This is a genomic window from Actinomadura barringtoniae, from assembly GCF_017573505.1.
In the GTDB taxonomy this organism is placed as follows: domain Bacteria; phylum Actinomycetota; class Actinomycetes; order Streptosporangiales; family Streptosporangiaceae; genus Spirillospora; species Spirillospora barringtoniae.
In genome coordinates this window covers 1-23890 of sequence record NZ_JAGEOJ010000027.1, presented here as the reverse complement: position 1 = coordinate 23890, position 23890 = coordinate 1, and the positions used below count along the sequence as shown (strand labels likewise).

Sequence of the window (23890 nt, the reverse complement as noted above, 5' to 3'; positions counted from 1 at the left end):
GCGGAAGGGGTGACCGATGCCGCAAAGAGCCGAACTTAAAAGGCGGGCCCAGTTCCACGACGAGCCCGAACGACCTTACGACGCCGCAATCCAGCATCCGTAAGACGACGAAGAAGCTCCTGACACCCCACAGCCTCAGCGCCAAGAGTCACGGCGCGCTCATAAAGTTCCGAGGGAACGTCGTAGTGGTCGCGTTCGAAGGCGCGCATCGACAGTCCGACGACCGGCGCGAAAGCGTGCAGCTCCTCGAAAGAGATGTCGCTGACCATGTGCGACCAGACCCGTCCACGGGCGGGCCACAAGGGGGGATCGATCAGGATCACGACACTGAGCCTACGTGCCGGGCCGACCCGAAAGGGGATTGACGATCACGGCGCCCGCAGACCATGATCGTGGCCGTTCATCCAGAGGACCTGAGGGACCTGGCCCGTCGACGGTCCGGCAACCTGCCTAGGCGAACTCCGCCGAGGCAAGGTGCCAATGCCAGGAACGATGAGGAGTCTTCATGCGCCCCTGGTTCGATGTGCCTGCCCTGGACGGTTCGCTGGTCAGGCTTGAGCCGCTGTCGTACGACCACACCGATGACCTGGCCATCGCGGCCGAGGAAGACCGGAGCAGCTACGCCTTCACTCTCGTTCCCCGCGCCGACGAGGTCCCGGGCTACCTGAGAGCCCAGTTCACACGCATCGATCAAGGACTCGTCCCGTTCGCCCAGGTCAGGAAGGTGGACGGCCGAGCGGTCGGCTGTACGGCGTTCTGGGATCCGCGCGCCTGGCCTGGCCGTAAGGACCTGCGGGCCGTGGAGATCGGCTTTACGTGGCTGGGCGCGTCCGCGCAGGGGTCGGGCATCAACGCCGAGGCGAAGCTGCTGCTGATGACGTATGCGTTCGAGACGCTGAACGTGGCGCGGGTCGATCTGAAGACCGATGCGCGCAATGAACGGTCGAGGAACGCGATCCACGCACTGGGCGCCACCTTCGAGGGCATCTTGCGGAGTTGGTCTCCGTCGTGGGCTCCAGGCGAGGAAGGCCGACTCAGGGACTCGGCGATGTTCTCGGTGGTCGCTGCCGAGTGGAGGGCGGTCAAGGCCGCCTTGGCCGAACGGCTCGGCGGGGGTGGCGCGGCGGCTACTGCGCGTCCACGAACCTCGTGACCACCCAGCGGGTCTTGCCCAACTGCCGAGTCCGCTGGAAGCCGTAAGCATCGAACATCGCGACCGGTTCACGGGTTGCTGGAAGGTGCGGGGGTTGCTGGAAGGTGCGCGGGCTGTCGGAAGGTGCGCGGGCTGCTGGAAGGTGCGCGGGTTGCTGGAAGGTGCTGGGGTTGTCGGAAGGTGCGCGGGTTGCTGGAAGGTGCTGGGGTTGTCGGAAGGTGCGCGGGTTGTCGGAAGGTGCGGGGCGGCGGGCCCAGCGGTGGCCCGCCGCCCCGCGATCCCCGGATGGGGTCGGTGCGGCCTAGGGAGGAGGCCTGAATGAGAGGGGGTGGGTCAGACGCCGGCGGTGGAGCGGATCCAGGAGCGGCTGACGGTGACGCTGGCGTAGGTCTGCTTGGAGCGGCCGTCGGCGGTGGAGGCGACGCCTACCTGGTGGTTGTTGAAGAACTCGGGGCCGCCGGAGTCGCCCTTCCAGGCGTTGCCGGTGCCCTTGGTGCTGCACAGGGCGCGGGCGCCGTCGTTGTCGGTGCAGGTGGTGGAGGTGACGCGGACGTCGGCGCACTTGAGCTGGTCGGAGGCGGAGCCGTTGTAGCTGGTACGGCCCCAGCCGCAGATCTGGTTGGTGGAGTTGGCGGCCGGGTCGGCGTCGGCCAGCTGTGAGTAGGTTGTCTGGAAGGGCTTTTCGAGCTGGAGCAGGGCCAGGTCGCTGTTGGGGGACACCTTGACCTGGCTGACGCGGATTTCGGTGGCGCGAGAGCGATAGGGGCTGCCTACGCGGGCGGTGATGCTGTTGCTCTTGGTGCAGTGCTTGGCGGTCAGGACCCAGGTGGGAGCGATGATCGTTCCGGAGCAGGCGAAGTTGCCGCTCTGGTAGACGGAGGCGGCCCAGGGTGCGTCGGTGACGGTGTGGCCGCCGATGATCGGGGGACCGGCGGGCGAGGCGAACGCGGGGACGCTGAATCCAGTGGTGATGGCCAGTGCGGTGCCTAGGACGGTGGCTGTTTGCCGGATCGTCATGGGGGCTCCTTTGTCGGGGTGGAGGGAGCGCCCTGAAGGTAGAGCCGGGATAGGGCGATCGGTTGCACACGATCGCCATTGGCGAGAATTGGTCACCCGGCGGTGAAGTCAGATCCAGCCCTTGCGCGATGCGTGCAATGCGAGTTGGAAGCGGGTGGCGGCGCCGGTCAGCAGGTAAAGCTGTTCCAGGTTGCGCGAGAGGGTACGGCGGCTGATCTTGAGGAGTTGCGCGATGGTGTCGTCGGGGACGCCGGTTCCGAGCAATTCCAGGATCTGCCGCTGGACGGGGCGTAGGACTGGTGGCGCCTGGGTGCCGAGGTGCATGGGGAACGCGGCGCGCCAGCACGACTCGAAGAGGCCGAGCAGGGCCGAGAGCAGGCTGGACTGGTAGACGAGCAGGAGCGAACCGTTCTGCTCGACTTCGACCGCCGACATGGACACCAGGGCGACGCGCTGGTCGAAGATGGTGAGTTTCACGGGAAGTGTGGGCAGTACGCGGGCGTCCTCGCCGGCGGAAATGCAGGGCTGGACGTTGAGCGCGTAGTAGTCGGGACTGCTGACCGAGGCGCTGGCGTACACGACGCGGTATTCCACGCCGCGCTCCAGGTTGTCCAGCTCGGTCGGGTTGGGGCCGCCGTGCATGCCGCCCTGCATCCCGCCGTGCATGTGGAACGGCGGGGAGTCGAAGCGCGCGACCTGGGACTCGACGGAGCGCTCCAGCTGCCGGATGCGCTCTTTGATCTGGGGGCCGGTGACGACTTCCACCAGGTCGTCGGTGCGTTGCAGGCCGGTCGTACGGCGATGGTCGCGGTAGGCGTTGATGGCCGCGGTGTGGGCGTGCAACAGCTCCGCGGACCTGGCGCTCACCAGGTGCTGCAGCGCGATGTCGGGCTCGGCGGGCGGGACCGCGCACTGGCCGCCGTCATGGGAGACGGCCAGGCCCAGGTCCACGAGCTGGTCTATTGCACGGCGAGTGTCCTCGACGTCGCAATGTAGGTGCTCGGCCAGCTCCTGAACGGAGTGGGCATTGGTGTGCAGGAGCACTTGGAAGGCCCGGGCCGCGACAGGGGGCACGCCCAAGGCACTGAGGTGCGACATCAAGTCCAGGTCGGACACCGGTCTCCCCCTCCGCGCTGAGGCAGAAGAACGCCCCGATGCTACCGCCCGGCGTCCGCCCATTCACGCCATTGGCGAATCCGGGACACCGCTCAGATCGTGAACGCGGTACACCATGCACAGGCCAGAACCAGGGCGCCCCCCAAACCCCCTCTCCCTGGAGTTCTCGTGCATCCGACAAGAGCCCAAGTACGCCTTCCATTGGCCGCCGCCATTACCTGTGCATCGGTGGCCGCGATGGCAATTCCGGCAGCGATTTCCCATGCCGCGACCCGGCCCGTTCAATCCTCCCAGTCCTACCAATCCCTGATTCAGCCGAGTTACACGAGTTACATCGTGGTCTTCAAGGACCGGCGAATGCAGGCGGCCGCGGTGCGGAGCGACGCCGTACGCCTCACGCGTGCGTACGGCGGCAGCGTTCAGCGCAGCTACGGCACGGCGCTCAAGGGTTACGCCGGGCGGATGACGCCCGGCCAGGCCGCCGCGATCGCCGCCGATCCGTCCGTGGCGTACGTCGAGAAGGACACCGAGGTCCAAGCCTCCACCGGGGTCCACGCCAACACCGAGCAGCCCAATCCGCCGTCCTGGGGACTGGACCGCATCGACCAGCGCGATCTGCCGCTGGACAGCAGCTACAGCTACTCCACCACTGCCGGGAACGTGACGGCCTACCTGGTCGACACCGGCCTGCGCACGACGCACACCCAGTTCGGTGGGCGCGCGAGCATCGGCGCGGACGAGGTCGGCGACGGCCGGAACGGGCAGGACTGCGCGGGGCACGGCACGCACGTCGCGGGAACGGTCGGCGGTAAGGACTACGGGGTCGCCAAGGCCGTCAAGCTCGTCGCGGTCCGCGTCCTGAACTGCAACGGCCGGGGGAGCGCCTCGTCCATCATCGCCGCGGCCGACTGGATCACCGCGCACGCCGCCAAGCCCGCCGTGGTCAACATGAGCATCAACGGGCCGGCGAACTCGAGCGAGGACGCGGCGATCCGCAAGTCCATCGCGTCCGGTGTCACCTGGGTCGTCTCGTCCGGCAACGACGACCGCGACGCCTGCGGGAACTCGCCCGGCCGCATCGGCGAGGCGCTCGTGGTCAACAACGCCACCTCGAGCGACGCCCGCCGCTCCGACTCGAACTACGGCTCGTGCACCGACCTGTTCGCGCCCGGAACGTCCATCAAGTCCGCCTGGAACAGCGGCGACACGGCCACCAACACGATCTCCGGGACGTCGATGGCCGCCCCGCACGTGACCGGCGCCGCCGCGCTCTGGCTCGCGGCGCACCCCACGGCCACCCCCGCCGACGTACAGAACGCGCTGACCGGCGCCGCGACCAAGAGCAAGGTCAAGGACGCGGGCAGCGGGACCCCCAACCGGCTGCTGTTCACCGGCGGCAGCTGAACCTCATCCCTCCACCCCCCAGAGGAACGAGAAGGAGAACGCATCATGCGACTACCCCGCATCGCCCGCCTGATCGGCCTGCCGGCCATGGCAGGACTGGCGGCGGCCGCCCTGACGATCGGCACGTCGTCGGCCTACCAGTCGACGTCCGCTGATGCCGCCCCTGCGGCTGCCCGCGCGGCGAACGTGCCCGCGTTCGACCACGTCATCATCGTGATGTTCGAGAACAAGAACTACTCGTCCATCAAGGGCAGCTCCAGCGCCCCGTACCTGAACCAGCTGGCCTCGCAGGGCGCGCTGTTCACCAGTTCGTTCGGCGTCACCCACCCCAGCCAGCCGAACTACATCGCCTTGTTCTCCGGGTCGCAGCAGGGTGTCAGCAACGACGACTGCCCGAAGAACTTCAAGACGGGCAACCTCGGCCAGCAGCTCCTGGACGCGGGCAAGACGTTCAAGGGCTACTCCGAGGCGCTCCCCAGCGCCGGCTACACGGGCTGTAAGAGCGGCCGCTACCGGCGCAAGCACGCTCCCTGGGCGGACTTCCCCACGGTGAGCGGGTCGGCCTACAACGTGCCGTACTCGTCCTTCCCGAGCGACTTCAGCAAGCTGCCGACCGTCTCGTTCGTCATCCCGGACATGTGCGACGACATGCACGACTGCAGCATCGGGACGGGTGACGGCTGGGTGAAGAAGCATCTCGACTCGTACGCCCAGTGGGCCAAGACGCATAACAGCCTGCTCATCACGACCTTCGACGAGGACGACTTCACCTCCGTCAACCAGATCCACACCGTCTTCGTGGGCGCGCGCGTGAAGGCGGGCTACCAGTCCAGCACGCAGGTCAACCACTACAACGTGCTGCGCACGCTGGAGGACATGTACGGCCTGCCCGCCCTCGGCAGCGCCAAGGACAAGTCGCCCATCAGCGACGCCTGGACCACCGGCTGAGTCCTCCCTAGCAGGTCGGCCGGTGCCTGCCGACGGCGCCGGGCACCGGCCGACCATCCACTTCGAACCATCATTCGAACCATCAGGAGATGGGACCAGCCGTGTATCTGTCCACGATCGACCGGAAGCCGGAACGCGGTCCCCTGAGGATCGGGTTCACCAGGGTCGGTGGCACCGTCGTGGCCCTCGGCTCCGTCAGCCTGCTCACCGACGTGTCCGCGGAGATGGTCACCGCGGTCCTGCCCCTCTACTTCGTTCTCGTCCTGCATCTCAGCCCGGCCGCGTATGGGGTGGTGGACGGCCTCTACTCAGGCGCGACCGTCCCGTTGCGTCTGGTCGGGGGCTTCCTGGCCGACCGGTTGCGGCGGCGCAAGGCGGTCGCGGCGACCGGCTACGGGCTGTCGGCCGTGGCAAAGCTGGGTCTTATCGGGGCCGGTACGTCGGTGACGGGCCTAGGCGCGGTCATCGTCGCCGATAGGGCGGGGAAGGGGCTGCGAACCGCTCCGCGCGATGCACTCATCACCGAATCCACCCCGGAGCCCCTGCTTGGGAGGGCTTTCGGGATCCATCGGGCCATGGACAGCGCGGGGGCGTTCGCGGGCCCGCTGGTCGCCCTGGGCATCCTGACTCTGGTGGGAACGACCTCCCAGGCGGCATTCCACTCGCTTTTCCTGACCAGCTTCTGGATCGCTGTCGCAGGTGTGCTGGCCTTGGTGGTGTTCACCCGGGAGAGCGTTCGCCCGCGTGACGTTAAGCCCGGGAGGGCGCTAGAGGTAACGCCGCGCGCCGCGGCCGGGCTGTTGCGCGATCGTTCGTTGCGGCGCCTGCTCTATGCGGCGGGGCTGCTCGGCCTCAGCACGGTGGGGGACGGCTTCGTCTACCTCATCCTCATGCGACGCCAGGACTTCGCCGCGGGATGGTTCCCGCTCTTCGCGGTCGGTACGAACCTCGCCTACCTGCTCCTGGCCGGGCCCCTGGGCGCGTTGGCCGATCGGGTCGGCCGCAAGGCGATGCTCCTGACGGGGTACGGGTTGCTGGCCGCCGTCTACCTACTCCTCATCACACCCTTCCGAGGACTTCCGGCGGCGTGCGTCATCCTCGGGCTGTACGGCACGTTCTACGCGGCTACCGACGGAGTGCTGATGGCGCTCGCGGGGCCCGTCCTGCCCCGGCACCTGCGTACCACCGGGCTGGCGTGCGTCCAGACCGTCCAGGCCGTCGCCTACCTCGCCTCGTCGATCGCGTTCGGGCTCGCCTGGGCGAACTGGGGCGTCAGCAGAGCGGGCGCGGCGGCCGCCGTCGCGGTCGCGGTGACGATCATCGTGACGGTCGTCGTCCTGCCCGGGCGTGCGCAGCAGCCGGGGGATGCTCGATGATCGCCCGCGCTGTTTCGCCCAGGCGTGATCGGGTTCGTACGGTCGGTGCGGCGGTCGGGTTCGTGGTGCTCGCGGGTGCCGCGGGCCTGTCGATCAATGCGGCGCGTTCATCCGTACCGGCGGTAAGCGCGGGCGGCGGCTCGGTGTCGCTGGCCGCCCGAACGGGCCTGGTCGCTCGGAGCACCGCCGATGACAGTCGCGGGAATCTGATCTCCGTCTCCGCTTCCGGCGGGCGGCGCGTGATCTCGCGCGTGCGGTGCGAACGCCTGTACGCGGCGGCGGGCACCGGCATCTGCCTGCGTCTCGACGGCGACCTGACCACCTACCAGCTCGCCGTTCTCGACAGCGGCCTGCGGGTGCGCCGGGAGATCCCCCTGGTCGGCATCCCCAACCGCGCCCGCGTCTCGCCCAGCGGCCATCTGGTGGCCTGGACGGTCTTCGTCACCGGCGACTCCTACAACGGCGGGCGCTTCTCCACCCGCGTCGGCATCCTCGACACGCGTTCCCAAACGCTGGTCCCTACGCTCGAAGACTGGGCGGCGGCGGTCGCCGGAAAGCCCTACAAGGCCAAGGATCTCAACTTCTGGGGCGTCACGTTCGCTGCCGATGACCGGTTCTTCTACGCCACCATGTCCACGGGTGGCCACCGCTACCTGATCCAGGGCGACCTGGCGACTCGCAGCCTGCGCACTCTCGCGGAGAACGTCGAATGCCCTTCCCTTGCTCCTGATGGGAAGCGCATCGCGTTCAAGGCGGCCAAGGACGGCAACCCGCGCCACGGCTGGCGGCTGTCGGTGCTCACCCTTGCCTCAGGCCGGGTCAGCCAGATTGGCCAGGTCAGCCAGGTCATACCGCTCGCCGAGACCCGTTCGGTGGACGACCAGGCCGCCTGGCTGGACGCCCATACGGTCGCGTATGCACTCCGCCGGGGGCGTGAGCATGCCGACGTCTGGGCCGTTCCAGCGGACGGAACCGGGGCGCCGCGTGTCCTCGTACCTGATGCCGAATCACCCGCTCCCCTCGGCACCGCGCCGATGTCCGATTAGGGGACTGCCCGGGTCATGCGCGAAGATTTGACGTCGATTCACCAACGGCGTCTGGATCGGAGTAATGCGCGTGGACGTGCCTGCCTACATCGAGGCCAACAAGGGGCGGTTCTTCGCGGACCTGAAGGAGTGGCTGGCGATCCCCTCGATCTCAGGGGACCCGGAGCACTCCGGGGACGTGCGGCGCTCGGCGGAGTGGCTCGCCGCCTACCTGCGGGACCAGGGCTTCCCGACGGTGGAGGTCTGGGAGACGGCCGGATTGCCCTCGGTCTTCGCGGAATGGCCTGCCGCCGATGCCGATGCCCCTGTCGTGCTGGTGTACGGGCATCACGACGTTCAGCCGGTCGAGCCGCTGAGCGAGTGGGACACCGACCCGTTCACCCCCACCGAGAAGGGCGACCGCCTCTACGGGCGGGGCGCCTCCGACGACAAGGGCCAGATTTTCTTCCACGCCCTGGGAATCCGGGCCGGGCTGGCCGCTTCCGGGGCCACGGCCCCTCCGGTCACCATCAAGATGCTGGTCGAGGGCGAGGAGGAGTCGGGTTCGGTCCACTTCGCCGAACTGCTTCGCACGCGTAGGGAACGGCTTGCCTGCGACACCGTGGTCATCAGCGACACCACGATGTGGGCCGCGGACGTGCCTTCCATGTGCACGGGCATGCGCGGCCTCACCGAGGCCGAGATCACGATGTTCGGGGCGGACACCGACCTGCACTCGGGTTCGTTCGGCGGTGCCGTGCCGAACCCCCTGCACGCGATGACCGAACTCCTGGGCGCCCTGCACGACGCCGACGGGCGGGTCATGCTGCCGGGCTTCTATGACGACGTCGTTCCGCTAACGGACGAGGAGCGGGAGCTGTTCGCCAGGCTGCCGTTCGACGAGGAGACCTGGCTGCGCACCGCGGGCAACAGCGGCGCCGCGTCCGGCGAGAAGGGCTTCACCACGCTGGAGCGGGTCTGGGCGCGTCCCACCGCCGAGGTGAACGGCATGTGGGGCGGCCACACCGGCCCAGGGGGCAAGACCATCGTTCCCAAGGAAGCCCATGCCAAGCTCTCGTTCCGCCTTGTGGCAGGGCAGGAACCCCTGAAAGTGCAGGAGCAGATCCGGGTCTTCGTACAGGAGCACACACCCCCGGGCCTTCGCGCCCAGGTCCAGACGGGCGGCGGGGTACGTCCCTGCTTCTCGCCGATCGACTCCGTGGGAGTACGGGCGGCCCGGCGCGCGATGGAAAAGGCGTTCGGCAAGGAGGTGCTCTTCACCCGCGAGGGCGGCAGCGGCCCCGAGGCCGATCTGGCCGACATCCTGGAGGCACCCCTGGTCTTCATGGCAGTAGGCCTGAACGACGACCGGATCCACGCCCCGAATGAAAAGGTCGAGATGCCCCTCCTGCTCAAGGGTGCCGAATCGGCCGCCTACCTGTGGGAAGAGCTCGCCAGAGCGCTGCGTTAACGTGGGGTTGACGATCTCCATGGAGGACCCCCTTGTCGGACACTTTGGAATGGCTGGCCCTGGCTCGCGGCACTCTTGACCGCGCGGCCCTCAAGCGGCGCGATGAGGCGTGGCTGGAGGCGGCCTGGGCGGACGAGAGCACGCGGGTCCTGGTGGTCGAGTCCGGGCAGGCGCTCGTCCGCTTCGACCCCGGGCCGAAGCTGTTCCTGGTGTCCCCGCAGGAGGCGCCCGAGGGGGACCGCTACTTCCTGGGCATCGACGACAAGGACATCGCCTACTTCGCTGTGACGGCGCCCCTCCCGGCCGTAGAAGACGCACAGCCCGCGGGACTTCGCCGGGTAGGGGCCCTCCTGGAAGACCTGGACTCAGGCCTGCTCACGCATGCCGTGGCCCTGGAGCACTGGCACGCCACCAACGGCTTCTGCCCCCGCTGCGGCACCGCCAGCACGATCGCCTCGGCGGGCCACGTGCGGGTCTGCCCGAACGACGGGACCGAGCAGTTCCCGCGGGTCGACCCTGCCGTGATCATGCTCGTTCAGGACGACGACGGCCGGATCCTGCTGGCCCGCGGGCCGCAGTGGCCCGAGGACCGCCGTTCGATCCTGGCGGGCTTCGTGGAGCCGGGCGAGTCCCTGGAGCAGGCCGTCGCCCGCGAGGTGTACGAGGAGGTCGGCCTGGCCGTCCGCGACGTCCGCTACCTGGGCAGCCAGCCCTGGCCGCTGCCGCAGAGCCTCATGATCGGCTTCTTCGCCCGCGCGGACGGCTCGCTGGAGCTGCGCCCCGACCCCGAAGAGATCCTGGACGCCGCCTGGTACACCCGCGACCAGCTCACCGAGGCCATCGAGGCCGGCCAGATCGTCGCCCCTGGCCCGCTGTCGATCGCCGCCCAGCTGATCATGCGCTGGTACGGCGGCGAGCTCCCCAACATGCCCCCGTTCTAGGGACTCGCCGTTCCAGGGACAACATGAGAAGGCCGACCGCCGGCCTGCAGGCCGGGGTCGGCTTCGCTCTATCTATCGTTCAAGCGCCCGATCTCAGGCGCCGATGATGCGCTTGACTTCCTTGGCGCTGGGGTTGGTGCGGACGGTGCGGGTGCCGTCGGGGGCCTCGTAGACGACCGTGGGAACGGTCTGGTTGCCGCCGTTGACGCTCATCACGAAGTCGGCGGCGGAGGGGTCGCGCTCGATGTCGATCTCGACCATGTGGATGCCGTCGCGGGCCAGCTGGCTCTTCAACCGGCGGCAGAAGCCGCACCAGGTCGTCGTGTACATGGTGAGCTGGCCGGTCGGAGCCTTCTCGGTGGTCGGCGTCGCCATCTGCGCGTCGTCTCCCTTGGTCGTGTGGCGGGGTGGCGCTAAGTAGAACAGCCGCGGCGGGGACCGCATTCCGGAGGTTATCCACAAGTGCCGCCGCGGGCCGATTCCGTCCGCGGTTGATGCAAGGATGGCCGGATGCAGGCTGAGGGGGTACTGGAGGGGCTCGACCCGGAGCAGCGGGCGGTCGCGGAGGCCGTGCAGGGGCCGGTGTGCGTGCTGGCGGGCGCCGGGACCGGCAAGACCAGGGCGATCACGCACCGGATCGCGTACGCCACGCTGACCGGGGTGGTCTCGCCGCAGCGAGTGCTGGCCGTGACGTTCACCAACCGCGCGGCGGGCGAGCTGCGCGGGCGGCTGCGCGGGCTGGGCGCGCCGGGCGTCCAGGCCCGTACGTTCCACGCCGCGGCCCTGCGCCAGCTGTCCTACTTCTGGCCCAAGGTGATCGGCGGCGATCCGCCCAAGATCCTCGAGTCCAAGATCCCCGTGGTCGCGGACGCGGCCCGCACCTGCCGGCTGTCGTACGGCCGCACCGAGCTGCGCGACCTGGCCTCGGAGATCGAGTGGGCCAAGGTCACCCAGACCCGCCCCGAGGACTACGCGGCCGCGGTCAAGCTGTCGGGCCGCAAGCCGCCGACCGACGTGGTCGACGTCGCCCGCGTCTACGCGATGTACGAGCAGCTGCGCCGCGAGCGCAACCTGCTCGACTTCGAGGGGATGCTGGAGCTCACGGTCGCCGTGCTGACCGACCATCGCGAGGTCGCCGCGCAGGTCCGCGAGCAGTACCGCTACTTCGTCGTGGACGAGTTCCAGGACGTCAACCCGTTGCAGCGGCTGCTGCTGGACGCCTGGCTGGGCGACCGCGACGACCTGTGCGTGGTCGGTGACCCCAACCAGACGATCTACTCGTTCACCGGCGCCAGCCCCGACCACCTGCTCGACTTCACCCGCGACCACCCCGGCGCGAAGGTCGTCAAGCTGGTTCGCGACTACCGTTCCACGCCGCAGGTCGTCCGCCTCGCCAACGGCATCATCGACCAGGCCCGCAGCGAGACCTCCCGCCGCCACAAGCTGGAGCTGGTCGCCCAGCGTGCCGACGGCCCCGAGCCGCTCTTCCACGAGTACGACGACGAGGTCGCCGAGGCCGACGACGTCGCCCGCCGCGCCCGCAAGCTCCTCGACGAGGGCGTTCTGGCCAGCGAGATCGCCGTCCTCTACCGGATCAACGCCCAGTCCGAGACCTACGAGTCGGCCCTGGCCGCCGCCGGCGTCCCGTACGTGCTGCGCGGCGCCGAGCGCTTCTTCGAACGCCCCGCCGTGCGCGAGGCCGTGGTCCGCCTGCGCGGTGCCGCCCGTGCCGGGGCCGACGCCGAGACCGACGGACTGGGGTTGATACTGACCGTCCGCCACGTCCTCGCGGGCGCCGGGTTCACCGAGGAGGCCCCCGAGGGCACCGGCGCCGCCCGCGAGAAGTGGGAGTCGCTGGCCGCGCTCGCCCAGCTCGCCGAGGACATGGCCGCCGACAACCCGCAGGCCGGCCTGCCCGACTTCGTCGCCGAGCTGGAGGAACGCGCCGCCGCCCAGCACGCCCCGACGCTCGAGGGCGTCACGCTCGCCTCCCTGCACTCGGCCAAGGGCCTGGAGTGGGACGCCGTCTTCCTCGTCGGCCTGGTCGAGGGCACCCTCCCGATCATCTACGCCGACACCCCCGAGCAGGTCGAGGAGGAGCGCCGCCTCCTCTACGTGGGCGTGACCCGCGCCCGCGAGCACCTCGGCCTGTCCTGGGCGCTGTCCCGTTCCCCGGGCGGCCGCCGCAGCCGCCGCCCGTCCCGTTTCCTGGACGGCCTGACCCCCAAGACCGCCACCCCCACCCCGGCCCGCGTCGAGCGCACCAAGCGCCAGGGCCGCCAGGGCCCGCAGCCGTGCCGCGTCTGCGGCCGCCCCCTGATGACCGCGATCGAGCGCAAGCTTGGCCGCTGCGAGGACTGCCCGGTCGAGATGAACGAGGGGCTGCTGCTGGCCCTCAAGGACTGGCGTACGGAGATCTCCGCCGAGCAGCGCGTCCCCGCCTACGTCGTCTTCACCGACGCCACCCTCCAGGCCATCGCCGAACGTGACCCCGACACCCTCGAGGAGCTCGCCCAGATCCCTGGCGTGGGCAAGGTCAAGCTCGACAAGTACGGCGAGGCGGTCCTAGCCCTATCCCGCGACCGCTGAGCCCTATCCCGCGACCGCTGACTCCCGACCGCCCGCGACCGCTGACTCCCGACCGCCCGGGATCGTCGTTCGGCGGCGGTAGTAGTGGACGGTGAGGACGCCGAGGAGCGGGCCCCACGCGGCCAGGGGCAGGTAGGCGACCCAGAAGGCGGCGACCTGCCAGCCGTGCAGGATCAGCGCGCCGGGCTCGCCGTTGATCTTCATGCCGAACGCGAACATGGTCAGCGCGTACGGGAAGATCCACAGCGCCAGCGACCCGAGCCCGGCCGGGATCACCGCCGCCAGCACCGGCACCCGCCGCCCGCGCAGGCCGGGGATCCAGCGCGGCCACACCTCGCCCCACTGCGCGACCAGCCCGACCGCCAGGAACGCCAGCGTCTCGCTGACCACGCAGAGCCCGATCACGTACCACCACCCGCCGCTGAATGCCGCCGGGCCGTTCCCGGTGTGCTCCATCATCGGCGCATTGATATTGACGGCCGCGAGCCGCCAGACGCACGACGGCAGGGTGGTCAGCGTGGCCGCGTAGGCGGCCCACACGGCCCAGCGCGGCACCCCCGCCGCCGTCCGCCCGTGCAGCCTCGTCGCAAGAGATGTCATGAGGAAACTCCCATCGGTTCCCTCAAGATCACAACGACGCGGGCCCGTCCGCCTCCCTCCGCCGAGGGGCCCCGATCACCCGCACGGGGGAATTTGATCGGCCCACGGGGTGAGACGCCCGCCACACGGGGCGACCTGCAAGACTGCTGCCCGTGAAGGAATCACTGAAGGCACTGCTGGACATCCTCGATCTGGAGCAGATCGAGAACGACATCTTCCGGGGCCGCAGCCCCGAAGACCGCCAGCAGCGGGTGTTCGGCGGCCAGGTCGCGGGCCAGGCCCTCGTCGCCGCGGGCCGTACGGTGCCGCCGAACCGCCCGGTGCACTCCCTGCACGCCTACTTCATCCGCCCCGGCGACCCGCTGGTGCCGATCGTCTACACCGTCGACCGCGTCCGCGACGGCCGTTCCTTCACCACCCGCCGCGTCATGGCGATCCAGCACGGCAAGGCGATCTTCACCCTGTCCGCCTCGTTCCAGATCATGGAGCCGGGCCCGACGCACCACGCCCCGATGCCCGACGCCCCCGACCCCGAGTCGGTCCCGCTGGCCGTCGACCGCCTGACGCCCCTGTTCGGTGAACGCTTCGCCGAGCAGTTCGTGAGCCGCCGCCCGTTCGACGTCCGCCACGTCACCCCGCTGACCTGGGAGGCCGCCAAGGACCCGTCCCTGGCCACCCCCGAGTCCAAGGTCTGGCTCAAGGTCGACGGCGAACTCCCCGACGACCCGCTCCTGCACGTCTGCCTGATGACGTACGCCTCGGACATGACGCTCCTGGACACCGTCCTGCTCAACCACGGCCTGGCCTGGGGCGACAAGCGCACCATGGGCGCGAGCCTCGACCACGCCATGTGGTTCCACAAGCCCTTCCGCGCCGACGACTGGCTCCTCTACTACCAGGACACCCCCTTCGCCGGCGGCGCCCGAGGGCTCGCGCGGGGGCAGGTCTACACGCGTGAGGGCGACCTGGTCGTCTCCGTCATGCAAGAAGGCCTCATCCGAGTCACCGACTCTGACTCCTGACCAGTACCTATGCGCCCCCAGATCGGAAGGGCGCTGGCAAGTTCACCGTTCGAGGGGTGCGCTGAGCCGCAACGCCGTGCGTATCATCGCGGCGCGCTGACCGGGGCAGTGCCACAGCGCTTCGTCTACCGGCTTGTCGTCGTCGAAGTGCATCGGCTTGTACAGGTACTGGACGCCCGCAATCCAGGCATCGGGCTCGGCGTCGTGGCGCTCGCCATGCGCGCACGCCGAGTCCGCCGCGACCCGGTCGAGCACCTCCCGCAGGTGGGTCGGGACGGCCGGCGGCGCGGTCGCGTCCTGTCTGACCAGGGAAGAGCAGACCGCCGCCGTCAACGGCAACAGCTCTCTCCGCGGAACGTCGCCGAGCAGCCTCTGGGCTGCCCAGAGGCTCGCGACCTGCGACGGCGGGTCCTCAGGGAAGGAGTCGGCGTTGACGGTGAGCGCGATGACGTCCAAGGTGCCATCGGCGACGTACGCGGGCGTCAGGAAGCTGAAGTCCGGCATCCCGAACTCGGTCGGGCGCTCGGCCAGCAGCACCCTCATGGCCTCCTGGGCCATCGTCCGGAGCCAGGCCGGGCAGGAGAACAGCGCGATCTCGTCGCGGCCCGCGAGTCCTGCGGCGGTGGCCACCTCGGGGTCCTCGATCGCCGGGATCCACCGCACGATGCGCTCAAGGTCGTCGAGTGCGGCGATGCCCGGATGGTCCTCCTCACAGGTGTCCATCGTTTCGTCGGCCAGCGCCATCGCGGCGATCAACGAGTCGTAGACCGCTTGGTCGCGGAGCCGGTAGGCGGCCCAGAAGCTGGTCGAGTAGAGCGCGAGGACATGCGACGCTCGGACGTTGGGATCGGGACTCTCCGCGAGGGTATCGGCGACCGTCCCCAGGAGGTCCACCGGATCGCACGTCGGATAGTCGTTGACTATTCCAAGCAGGTTCGAGACGAACCCGTCGGCGGGAGGAAACTGGTTCAGCCGCATCGGACGCCTGCCCCGGCGCCGAGGTTCCGAATCGTCATGTTTCGCATCGTAATGATCTTCACCGGCTCCGGGCGTCGGTGCTGAACGAGATCCACGAGTCGGGGGCCAGTTCGGGGCGGGTCGGTACGGCGCGCAGTTCTTCCGTCCAGCGGCCCGGGGCGATCGCCTCGGCCGTGTGGCGCCAGAACTGTACGGCGCCGGTGTTCTCGCCCTGGAAGGCGATCTCCCAGGCGCCGGGATGCCGGGCCACGACCTCCCTCACGGCGTGAAGACCTACTCCTGAACGGCGTAGACCGCGCACCACGAAGAAGGAGTTCATCACCCGGCGGTGCTCGTTCAGTCCACGCACGATGGCGAACGCCACCGGGCGGTCATCGCTCGTGACCAAGTAGGCGACGCGGTCGGGGTCTGTGAAGGCGGCCTCCAGGCGTTCGGTACGGAACGAGCCGTCGGTGAACGGCAGGTCATGGCGGAACTGCGACATGTCGTGCTGGAACATCAGCCACAACCGCTCCATCGCCGGGCGATCGGCTTGCGTAGGAACGCGTACGGACAGCTCGCCCATGGTCTTCCCTCCAGGAACGACAAAGAGCCTCCCGCCGGAAGGCGTGGAGGCTCTTGCTAGATGGCAGAGCCTATCGGCGTTCGGCCACCGCGCGCAGGGCGATGACGGACGTAACGACCGCGCGGGCGTCGGGACGGTCAGCGGGATTGTGCAGGCCGCGAGGGCCTGAGCTGGTCAAGTGTGGGCTGATCAGGGTGAGAGCTGGTCAGGGTGTGAGCTGGTCAGGGTGTGAGCTGGTCAAGTGTGAGCTGGTCAGGGTGTGAGCTGGGCGATCGTGGTGGTGACTTCGGCGGCGCAGCCCCAGGAGAGGGTGACGCCGGCGCCGCCGTGGCCGTAGCAGTGGACGACGGTTCCGCCGGGGCGGTGCTCGGTCTCCAGGCGTACGGAGGGGCGGGACGGGCGCAGGCCGACGCGGTGGCGGAGCGTTCGGGCGGCGCGGAGCTCGGGGACCAGGCGCTCGGCGCGGGAACGGATCTCGCGGGCGGTGCCGGGGTCGGCGCGATCGTTCCAGTCGCCGCGCTGGGCCGTTCCGCCGATCACGATGTCGTTCAGGCGGGGAACGACGTAGCAGGGGCGTTCGGCGTCGGTGTCGTCCACCCACCAGTCGGTCAGGCCGACCTGCTCGACGACCATGATCTGGCCGCGGATCGGAGTGAGCGAGGGGTCGTCGGCGAGGGTGGCGGCTCCCAGACCTGAGCAGTTCACGAGCAGGGGAGCGTCGGGGAGTGCGTCGAGGGAGCGCTGGGTGAGGGTGCCGCCCAGGGCGTTCAGGCGCGTGATGAGGTACGGGAGGTAGACGCCCATGTCGATCACGGGCGCGGGGAACGTCCAGCCGTCGGCGTAGCCGGGCGGGATCTTGGTGAGGCGCTCGAACGAGGGGACGGCGGAGGCCCACCACGGGTCGGGGGAGGGCTCGGCCAGGACCTCGGCGCCCTGGCGGACCCGTACGCCGGACTCGGGTGGGAGACGGAGGAACTCCTCGTACGAGGCGGCCGACCAGGCGGTGACGCGGTCGCGGGGGAGCGCAAGGTAGGGGAACCACAGGGCGGCCGAGACCGAGGAGGTCGTTTCGGCCGGGTTCTCGCGGGTGACGACCTCGACCCGGTGGCCCGCCTCGGCCAGGCGGACGGCGCAGCTGAGGCCGATGACCCCGGCACCGACGACGATCACGTGGCTCATAAGCTGATCATGTGCCGGTGACCGCGGCTTTTCAACGGGGGTACGGGTGGAGCCGGGGCGCCCAGGAATAGTTCGGGGGCGGGGGTCGTTCCGCTAATATAGTTGAACGTTCTACTAATTGGAGGCGGGGATGCAGTTCGGGATCTTCAGCGTCGGCGACGTGACGCCCGACCCCACGACCGGGCGTACGCCCACCGAGCACGAGCGGATCAAGGCCATGGTCGAGATCGCGCTCAAGGCCGAGGAGGTCGGGCTCGACGTCTTCGCGACCGGTGAGCACCACAACCCGCCGTTCGTGCCGTCCTCGCCGACCACCATGCTCGGCCACATCGCCGCCCGCACCGAGCGGCTCGTGCTGTCCACCTCGACGACGCTGATCACCACCAACGACCCGGTGAAGATCGCCGAGGACTTCGCCATGCTCCAGCACCTGGCCGACGGCCGGGTGGACCTGATGATGGGGCGCGGCAACACCGGGCCCGTCTACCCGTGGTTCGGGCAGGACATCCGCCAGGGCATCCCGCTGGCCATTGAGAACTACAACCTGCTGCACCGGCTTTGGCGCGAGGACATCGTCGACTGGGAGGGCAAGTTCCGTACGCCGCTCCAGGGCTTCACCTCGACGCCGCGCCCGCTGGACGGCAACCCGCCGTTCGTGTGGCACGGCTCGATCCGCAGCCCCGAGATCGCCGAGCAGGCCGCGTACTACGGCGACGGTTTCTTCGCCAACAACATCTTCTGGCCGAAGGAGCACTTCCAGCGGCTGATCGAGCTGTACCGGCGCCGGTACGAGCACTACGGCCACGGCAGCGCCGACCAGGCAATCGTCGGACTCGGCGGCCAGATCTTCATGCGCCGCAACTCGCAGGACGCCGTCAAGGAGTTCCGCCCGTACTTCGACAACGCGCCGGTCTACGGCCACGGCCCGTCGCTCGAGGAGTTCACCCAGGAGACCCCGCTCACCGTGGGCAGCCCCCAGGAGGTGATCGACCGGACCCTCCAATTCCGCGATCATTTCGGTGACTACCAGCGGCAGCTGTTCCTGGTGGACCACGCCGGACTGCCGCTCAAGACCGTTCTGGAGCAGCTCGACCTGCTGGGCGAGGAGGTCGTGCCCGTACTGCGCAAGGAGTTCGAGTCGCTGCGCCCCGAGCACGTGCCCGCCGACCCGCCGGCCCACGGAAAGGTGACCAGGTGACCAAGCTCGCCGTGATCTCCGCCGGCCTCCGCGAGCCGTCGTCGACCCGCCTGCTGGCCGACCGGCTCGCCGACGCCGCCGTACGCAACCTCGCCGATGCCGACGTCGAGGTGGTCAACCTGCGCGACCACGCGCACGACCTGACCAACAACCTCCTCACCGGCTTCCCGTCCTCCGGCCTCCGCAAGGTCATCGACGCGGTCACGTCCGCCGACGGCCTGATCGCGGTCACGCCGATCTTCAACGCCTCCTACAGCGGCCTGTTCAAGACGTTCTTCGACGTCCTGGAGCCCGGAACGCTCGCGGGCAAGCCGGTCCTGATGGGCGCGACCGGCGGCACCGCCCGCCACTCCCTCGCGCTGGAGCACGCCCTGCGCCCGATGTTCGCCTACCTGCGTTCGATCACCGTCCCCACCGCCGTGTACGCCGCCACCGAGGACTGGGGTGCGCCCGGCGAGGCCGCCGACGGCCTGGTGGAACGCATCGACCGCGCCGGCGCCGAGCTGGCCGACCTCATCAAGGGCCGCCCCATCACCGAGGAACGCGACGCTTTCGCCGACCCCATCCCGTTCGAAACCCTCCTGGCCGGCGACTGACCCGCAAAACGTCAGACCCGGCGTGCATGCTGACTCCCGAGAGTGATCGGACCGCTACCCCCTGACGGTCCGGCGCCACCAGGAGGACCAGATGACGCCGTTCGACGAACTAGACCTGGATGTAGAAGCCGTCCTCACCGAGCTCCGCGCCCTGTTCACCCAAGCCGTGATCTGGCGCGGCGAATACACAGGCGCCTGGTGGAGCTACGCCAACGACCGCCTGGTCGAAGCCCGCACCCCAGCCGAACTCCGCAGACTCCTACGCGCCCGCTACCCACCAGCCACCCAAGAACCTCAACCTCCCACCCCAGACCGTCCCCCCGCCCAGGCCCAACCCCCGCGCCCCCACCCGCCAACTCCCGCACAATCACCGTCCACCGCCGGAACGCCGCCCTCCGCCCCTGGAACCCCGCCCTCCGCCCCTGGAACCCCACCCTCCGCCGCCGGAGCACCGGACGCCTCCGCCGGAGTGGCGCCGAACTCCACCGGAGCGCCGTCGGCCACCGCCGGAGCGGCGCCAGCTTCCGCTGGAGCGCCCCACGCCTCCGCTGGAGCGGCGCCGGGCACCACAGGACTGCCGCACGCCGCTGCCTCAGGACAATCTCGCCCCGCCGCTGCGCCAGGAGAGTTCCACCCCGCCGCCGCGCCAGGTCAGCTCCACCTCGCCGCCGACTCGCGCGAATGCCCGCGCCCTGATTCCAGCGCGCCTGGAGATCCAGACGCCGCCAGCGGCACATTGGAGCGGCCGCTCACCGTCGCCGATGCGTCCGCATGGCCGTCGCCCGCGGCTGGTGCGGGCGGCGAGGTGGCCGGCGCGTCTGAACGGTCAGCCGCCGCTGCCCCAGGACAGTCCCGGCCCGCCGCCGCGGCAGGGCGGCCCAGCCCGGCCGCTGGGTCCCGCGAACGCCCGCGTCCTGATTCCAGCGCGGCTGGAGATCCAGACGCCGCCAGCGGCAACCCGGAGCGGTCGCCCGCCACCGCGGATGGGTCCGCATGGCCGCGGTCTGTGGCTGACATGTGTGGCGGCGTGGCTGCCGCGATTGGTGCGTCTGAACGGTCGGCTGCTGCTGCTCGCCCGCCCGAAGACCTGGATGCGGCCAGCGCTTTTCCGGGGCAGGCGCCTGACGCCATCTCTGGATGCTCGCCGGGCGCCGCTGGTGCGCCTGAATGGCCGCGCGCAACTGCATCCATGCCCAACTGGGCACCCGTTGCCGATGCGTCCGGGTGGCCGCCAGGCGTGACCGGCGTACGCCAGGAGTTGGACGCCGCCGCTGGCGCCCCCGGCTGGCCGCGCTCGGCTGCCTATGCGCCTGGAGACCTAGAGGTCGCCGGCGACACGTCCGGGCGACAGCCCGCTGACGCGCCCCGACGTTCCTCTGCATCTGGCCGGGCAGAGGGGCCGCACGCCGCTGTCGATGTGTCCGAAGGGCCGCACGCTGCCCATGCGTCCGGGCCGCACGTTGCTCATGCGTCCGGGGTGCACGCTGCCCACGTCTCCGGGTGGCCGGTGGCTGCGGCTGGCGTGCGTGAGGACCTGGAGGCCCCCGGTGGTGCGCTCGGCCAGCCGCGCGCGGCTGCCTGCGTGCCTGGAGATTCGGACTCAGCCCGCTCGCCTGGACGGGCGTCTGTTGCCTCCGGTGTGCCTGGGCGGGCGTCCGCCGGTGCCGGCGCGTGTGGGGAGCTGGAGGTCAGGGCTGGTCTGGGCGGGCGGCGCCGGGGTGGGGCCAGGTGTGTGGGGAGGGGGCGGCATGGGCGTTTGGAGGCGCGGGTTCGGGGGCGGTTCTTGTTGCATGGGGTGGTGGGGGCGGCCATCGGGTCTGCTGTGGGGACTGCGATGGGGGTGCTCGATACGGCGGTCACGCTTGCCATGAGCAGCTGAGACTGGGCCTGCCGGGGGAAGAAACCGCGTGAGATGATGCCTATGGCGATGCCGTCGCGGGCGTTCGCCGTACGGGGTAGGGCATGTCGAACCTCACAAGGTTTGACGCTGCGGAACGTGGTCCGGTTCGGGTGAAACTGGCCACAAAACCGCAGGTCAAAAATACCTTGCCGATTAAACCTAGATCCTCGTACGCTCTATGCGAGCAATCAAACGGCCGAGCCGTGGATCTTGATCCAGCGGTCCGGCCCCGAGGAGCCAGAAAGGTGGTGTGCAGTCCGGTGAGCACAATGATCATGAAATCAGGGCCGTTCTGGGCTGACGCACGCCTGAGCTCCTCGACCGCCATGTCGAAGCTCGCCGGCCTGTCCCCGTTGAGCGTTCTGCTCGATGGAGCGACGGCTTGGCCCGGCGGCGCGGAGCCGCAGCCCGTCGGCACGTCCTATGGGGACGTGGCGAGGCTGCGCGACCTGTGCCAGGTGCAGCGATTCCAGAACGAGCAGGGGCGGAGTGTCTTCATTGAAGACATGAACCTCAACGCTCCGGCCACGGCCCACGTGGGCGCCGTCAAGCGCGGCGACCTGGGTCCGTTCCCCTGGAGGCGACCGGTCTAACAAGACACGGCAAGCCCCCAGGGCCGCGGATCCAGAACCGGATCCGCGGCCCTTCTTATTTGCCCAGACAACTCACCGACACGACCCGTTGAGATCCAACGAGAGGAAACAGGGTGACTGTGATGCAGGGGGCTCTCGCTGTGAGCGACGAGGACCTCACGCTTCCGTGCCGGACCAACCCGGAGCTCTTCTTCGCCGAGGCTCCCGCCGACGTCGAGCTCGCCAAGGCCATGTGCCTTGAGTGCCCGCTCCGCAAGGCCTGCCTCGCCGGCGCCATCGAGCGCGCCGAGCCCTGGGGCGTCTGGGGCGGGGAGCTCTTCGTGCGCGGTGTGATCGTCGCGCGCAAGCGGCCGCGTGGCCGCCCGCGCAAGCACCCGCGGCCGGACGAAGTGACCGTCTGATGACGACCGTGCCGACACTCGATGACCTGGGGCGCGCAGACCCCGCACAGGGGCTGCGCCCCCGGGCCACCAAGGAGAACGACGTGACCTTGCTCAGCCAGGAACTGTCCCGGGAACGAATACGGGACCTCGAACACGAGCTCGCGGCGATCGAGCTGGCCGCGCGGGTGCGAGCCCGCCGGCGCGCTCGCCGCGACGCCCAGGTGCGGGTCGCACGCGTGCGCCGCATCCTGCTCGCCCGATAGCGGGCGGTACGTCCCGGAGCGGGGGCCTGGACGTGCACATGAAAGCCCCGGGTCCCGCGGCCCTCCCCGGCCGCGGGACCCCTCCTTACAAAACTTCGTTGGAAAGGGTCTCGGCCGTGCTACCGGCCGGGATCCGGCCAGACCGGTCGCAGGCCGTGCCGCCCTTCTAGGGATGGTTTGGCGGTGTGGCCTCCCGGTCAGGCAAGCGCGCCGGCGGATACGCCACCGGGAACCGGCGCGCGAACTAGCGGGGCCCCGCGCATCTCATCAATGCGCGGGGCCCCGCTCGGCTTTCCGGTGCCTTTCTGCAAGGGGTTTCCCTCTATCGGATTCCGGACGGCGTGCTTACGATCGCCTCTCGGTGAGGGAGGTAGCGGTGCCGGTAGGCCGTGCCGAGTTGCTGGCCGCCGCACGCGAGCTGCTGGCCGCGGGCGGCGGGCGGATCGTGCTGAACGGACCGGCGGGCGTCGGCAAGAGCACCGTGCTGAACGAGCTGGTCCGGGGCCAGGAACCGGCCATCCTCGTGGTCGGCTCCGCCTCCGATGAACGACTCCCATACGCCTTCGCCGCCGAGATCTTCCACGCGTTGCCCGAAGAGATCCTTGCTGCCTTGCCTGCGCCACAACGAGCCGCCGTCGACCGAATCTTGCGCCGCAAGCCCAGCCGAACCGACGGGCCGGGTCAAGTCGGCGGTCCTGGCGCGACTGTCGGAGTCCACAGGGCTGTCGGAGTCCACAGGGCTGTCGGAGTCCACAGGGCTGGTGGAGTCGGCGGGGCGGATGAGCCTGGTGGGGCTGGTTGGGCCAGCGGAGCCGGAGTGGCTGGCGGTGCTGATGGCGGCGGCGCGGCTGGCGAAATAGGCAGGGTCGGCGGCGCTGGTGGGGCGAGCGGTGCTGGTGCGGCGGGCGAGGCCAGCGGGGTCGGCGCGGCTGCCAGAACCAGCGAGCTCGGTGGTGCTGGCAGGCCTGACGCAGCTAGCGGGTTCGGCGAGATCAGCAGAGCTGGTGGGACTAGCGGTCTCGGCGGGGCTGACGGGGTCGGCGTGAGCGGTGGAGGTAGTGGGGTCGACGGCGCTGACGAAGTCAACGGGGCTGGTGGGGTCGGTGCGGTTGGCGGAACGGGCAGCGCTAGCGGGGCTGGTGATACCAGTGAGGCGAGTGAGGCTGGTGGAGCCAGCGGGCCAGGCGAAGTCGACCGAGCCGGCGGGGCTGTCAGGGGCGGCGGGGCTAGCAGGGTCAGCGGAACAGGAGGAGGCGGCGGGGCCTGCGGAACAGGCGAGCTTGGCGGAGCTATCGGGGCTAGTGATGTCGACGGCGTTGGCGGAACGGGCTGGGTTGGCCGCGCTGGCGGGCCTGGCGGGGCTAGCGGGGTTGGCAGCGCTGGCGCGGCAGGCGGGATCAGCGGGGCTGGTGCAGTAGACGAGACCAGCGGGGTCGGTGCAGCTGGTGGAACAGGCGGGGTCGACGGAGCTGGTGGGGTTGACGTGGCTGGAGACGCTGGTGGAGGCGGCGGGGTTGACGCAGTAGGCGGGGCTAGCGGGGGCGGCACGGTTGGCGGAACGGGCGGGGTTGGC

23 protein-coding genes and 1 riboswitch are annotated in these 23890 nt (G+C 69.8%); of the genes, 15 read left to right on the top strand and 8 right to left on the bottom strand.

Annotation, left to right across the window (positions count from 1 at the left end; translation table 11 throughout):
• Nucleotides 1–35: 35 nt before the first annotated feature.
• A complete protein-coding gene (locus J4573_RS46085; RefSeq protein WP_208262735.1) occupies nt 36–323 on the bottom strand; it encodes a DUF4031 domain-containing protein in 288 nt (95 codons plus the stop codon).
• Between the two features lie 74 nt (nt 324–397).
• A riboswitch (SAM riboswitch) is annotated at nt 398–499 on the top strand.
• 6 nt (nt 500–505) lie between these two features.
• Between J4573_RS46085 and J4573_RS46080 the strand changes: the two genes are divergently transcribed.
• Entirely contained in the window at nt 506–1153 is a 648-nt protein-coding gene (locus J4573_RS46080; RefSeq protein ID WP_208262734.1) for a GNAT family N-acetyltransferase, read from the top strand.
• 333 nt (nt 1154–1486) lie between these two features.
• Here J4573_RS46080 and J4573_RS46075 read toward each other — a convergent pair whose 3' ends face one another.
• Complete coding sequence (locus J4573_RS46075) at nt 1487–2170, bottom strand: S1 family peptidase (protein WP_208262733.1); 684 nt, start codon at nt 2168–2170, stop codon at nt 1487–1489.
• A 108-nt stretch (nt 2171–2278) separates the two neighbouring features.
• Nucleotides 2279–3286: a helix-turn-helix transcriptional regulator gene (locus tag J4573_RS46070; protein ID WP_208262732.1), complete on the bottom strand. Its 1008-nt coding sequence runs from the start codon at nt 3284–3286 to the stop codon at nt 2279–2281.
• A gap of 237 nt (nt 3287–3523) precedes the next feature.
• Between J4573_RS46070 and J4573_RS46065 the strand changes: the two genes are divergently transcribed.
• The 6 genes from J4573_RS46065 (at nt 3524) to nudC (ending at nt 10451) form a co-directional block, all read left to right on the top strand.
• Nucleotides 3524–4690, top strand: a complete 1167-nt coding sequence (locus tag J4573_RS46065) for a S8 family peptidase (protein WP_279575821.1) — start codon at nt 3524–3526, stop codon at nt 4688–4690.
• 45 nt (nt 4691–4735) lie between these two features.
• Complete coding sequence (locus tag J4573_RS46060) at nt 4736–5638, top strand: alkaline phosphatase family protein (RefSeq protein ID WP_243774678.1); 903 nt, start codon at nt 4736–4738, stop codon at nt 5636–5638.
• Between the two features lie 89 nt (nt 5639–5727).
• Entirely contained in the window at nt 5728–7014 is a 1287-nt protein-coding gene (locus J4573_RS46055) for an MFS transporter (RefSeq protein WP_208262730.1), read from the top strand.
• A complete protein-coding gene (locus J4573_RS46050; RefSeq protein WP_208262729.1) occupies nt 7011–8060 on the top strand; it encodes a hypothetical protein in 1050 nt (349 codons plus the stop codon). The genes J4573_RS46055 and J4573_RS46050 overlap by 4 nt, the downstream gene beginning before the upstream one ends.
• 70 nt (nt 8061–8130) lie before the next feature.
• Nucleotides 8131–9510, top strand: coding sequence for a dipeptidase (locus tag J4573_RS46045; RefSeq protein WP_208262728.1), 1380 nt, complete (start codon nt 8131–8133; stop codon nt 9508–9510).
• A gap of 32 nt (nt 9511–9542) precedes the next feature.
• The gene (gene nudC / locus J4573_RS46040; protein WP_208262727.1) at nt 9543–10451 is read left to right on the top strand and encodes an NAD(+) diphosphatase; all 909 of its coding nucleotides are present in this window, start codon (nt 9543–9545) and stop codon (nt 10449–10451) included.
• A 93-nt stretch (nt 10452–10544) separates the two neighbouring features.
• Here nudC and J4573_RS46035 read toward each other — a convergent pair whose 3' ends face one another.
• Nucleotides 10545–10826 carry a mycoredoxin gene (locus J4573_RS46035; protein WP_208262726.1) on the bottom strand — a complete coding sequence of 94 codons (282 nt, stop codon included), beginning with the start codon at nt 10824–10826 and terminating at the stop codon, nt 10545–10547.
• Between the two features lie 135 nt (nt 10827–10961).
• On the opposite strand from J4573_RS46035, the gene J4573_RS46030 reads away from it, so the two are divergent.
• A complete protein-coding gene (locus tag J4573_RS46030; protein ID WP_208262725.1) occupies nt 10962–13040 on the top strand; it encodes an ATP-dependent DNA helicase UvrD2 in 2079 nt (692 codons plus the stop codon).
• 3 nt (nt 13041–13043) lie between these two features.
• Here J4573_RS46030 and J4573_RS46025 read toward each other — a convergent pair whose 3' ends face one another.
• Nucleotides 13044–13640, bottom strand: coding sequence for a hypothetical protein (locus tag J4573_RS46025; RefSeq protein WP_208262724.1), 597 nt, complete (start codon nt 13638–13640; stop codon nt 13044–13046).
• Nucleotides 13641–13792: 152 nt separating this feature from the next.
• Between J4573_RS46025 and tesB the strand changes: the two genes are divergently transcribed.
• Complete coding sequence (tesB, locus tag J4573_RS46020) at nt 13793–14662, top strand: acyl-CoA thioesterase II (RefSeq protein WP_208262723.1); 870 nt, start codon at nt 13793–13795, stop codon at nt 14660–14662.
• 42 nt (nt 14663–14704) lie between these two features.
• Here tesB and J4573_RS46015 read toward each other — a convergent pair whose 3' ends face one another.
• The 3 genes from J4573_RS46015 to J4573_RS46005 all read right to left on the bottom strand — a co-directional run bounded on the left by J4573_RS46015 (nt 14705) and on the right by J4573_RS46005 (nt 17384).
• Nucleotides 14705–15640 (bottom strand): hypothetical protein, encoded by a 936-nt coding sequence (locus J4573_RS46015; protein ID WP_208262722.1) that lies wholly within the window; start codon nt 15638–15640, stop codon nt 14705–14707.
• A gap of 58 nt (nt 15641–15698) precedes the next feature.
• Nucleotides 15699–16205, bottom strand: a complete 507-nt coding sequence (locus tag J4573_RS46010) for a GNAT family N-acetyltransferase (protein WP_208262721.1) — start codon at nt 16203–16205, stop codon at nt 15699–15701.
• A gap of 252 nt (nt 16206–16457) precedes the next feature.
• Nucleotides 16458–17384: an FAD-dependent oxidoreductase gene (locus J4573_RS46005; protein ID WP_208262720.1), complete on the bottom strand. Its 927-nt coding sequence runs from the start codon at nt 17382–17384 to the stop codon at nt 16458–16460.
• A gap of 130 nt (nt 17385–17514) precedes the next feature.
• On the opposite strand from J4573_RS46005, the gene J4573_RS46000 reads away from it, so the two are divergent.
• From J4573_RS46000 to J4573_RS56860, 6 genes are all read left to right on the top strand, one after another.
• Nucleotides 17515–18582, top strand: a complete 1068-nt coding sequence (locus J4573_RS46000) for an LLM class flavin-dependent oxidoreductase (RefSeq protein ID WP_208262719.1) — start codon at nt 17515–17517, stop codon at nt 18580–18582.
• The gene (locus J4573_RS45995) at nt 18579–19178 is read left to right on the top strand and encodes an FMN reductase (RefSeq protein ID WP_208262718.1); all 600 of its coding nucleotides are present in this window, start codon (nt 18579–18581) and stop codon (nt 19176–19178) included. The genes J4573_RS46000 and J4573_RS45995 overlap by 4 nt, the downstream gene beginning before the upstream one ends.
• Nucleotides 19179–21404: 2226 nt before the next feature.
• Nucleotides 21405–21671: a hypothetical protein gene (locus tag J4573_RS45990; RefSeq protein WP_208262717.1), complete on the top strand. Its 267-nt coding sequence runs from the start codon at nt 21405–21407 to the stop codon at nt 21669–21671.
• Between the two features lie 122 nt (nt 21672–21793).
• A complete protein-coding gene (locus tag J4573_RS45985; protein WP_208262841.1) occupies nt 21794–22072 on the top strand; it encodes a WhiB family transcriptional regulator in 279 nt (92 codons plus the stop codon).
• Nucleotides 22073–22080: 8 nt separating this feature from the next.
• Entirely contained in the window at nt 22081–22317 is a 237-nt protein-coding gene (locus J4573_RS45980; RefSeq protein ID WP_208262716.1) for a hypothetical protein, read from the top strand.
• A gap of 172 nt (nt 22318–22489) precedes the next feature.
• On the top strand, nt 22490–23890 hold a 1401-nt coding region (locus J4573_RS56860; protein ID WP_372443030.1), incomplete at its 3' end, for an ATP-binding protein.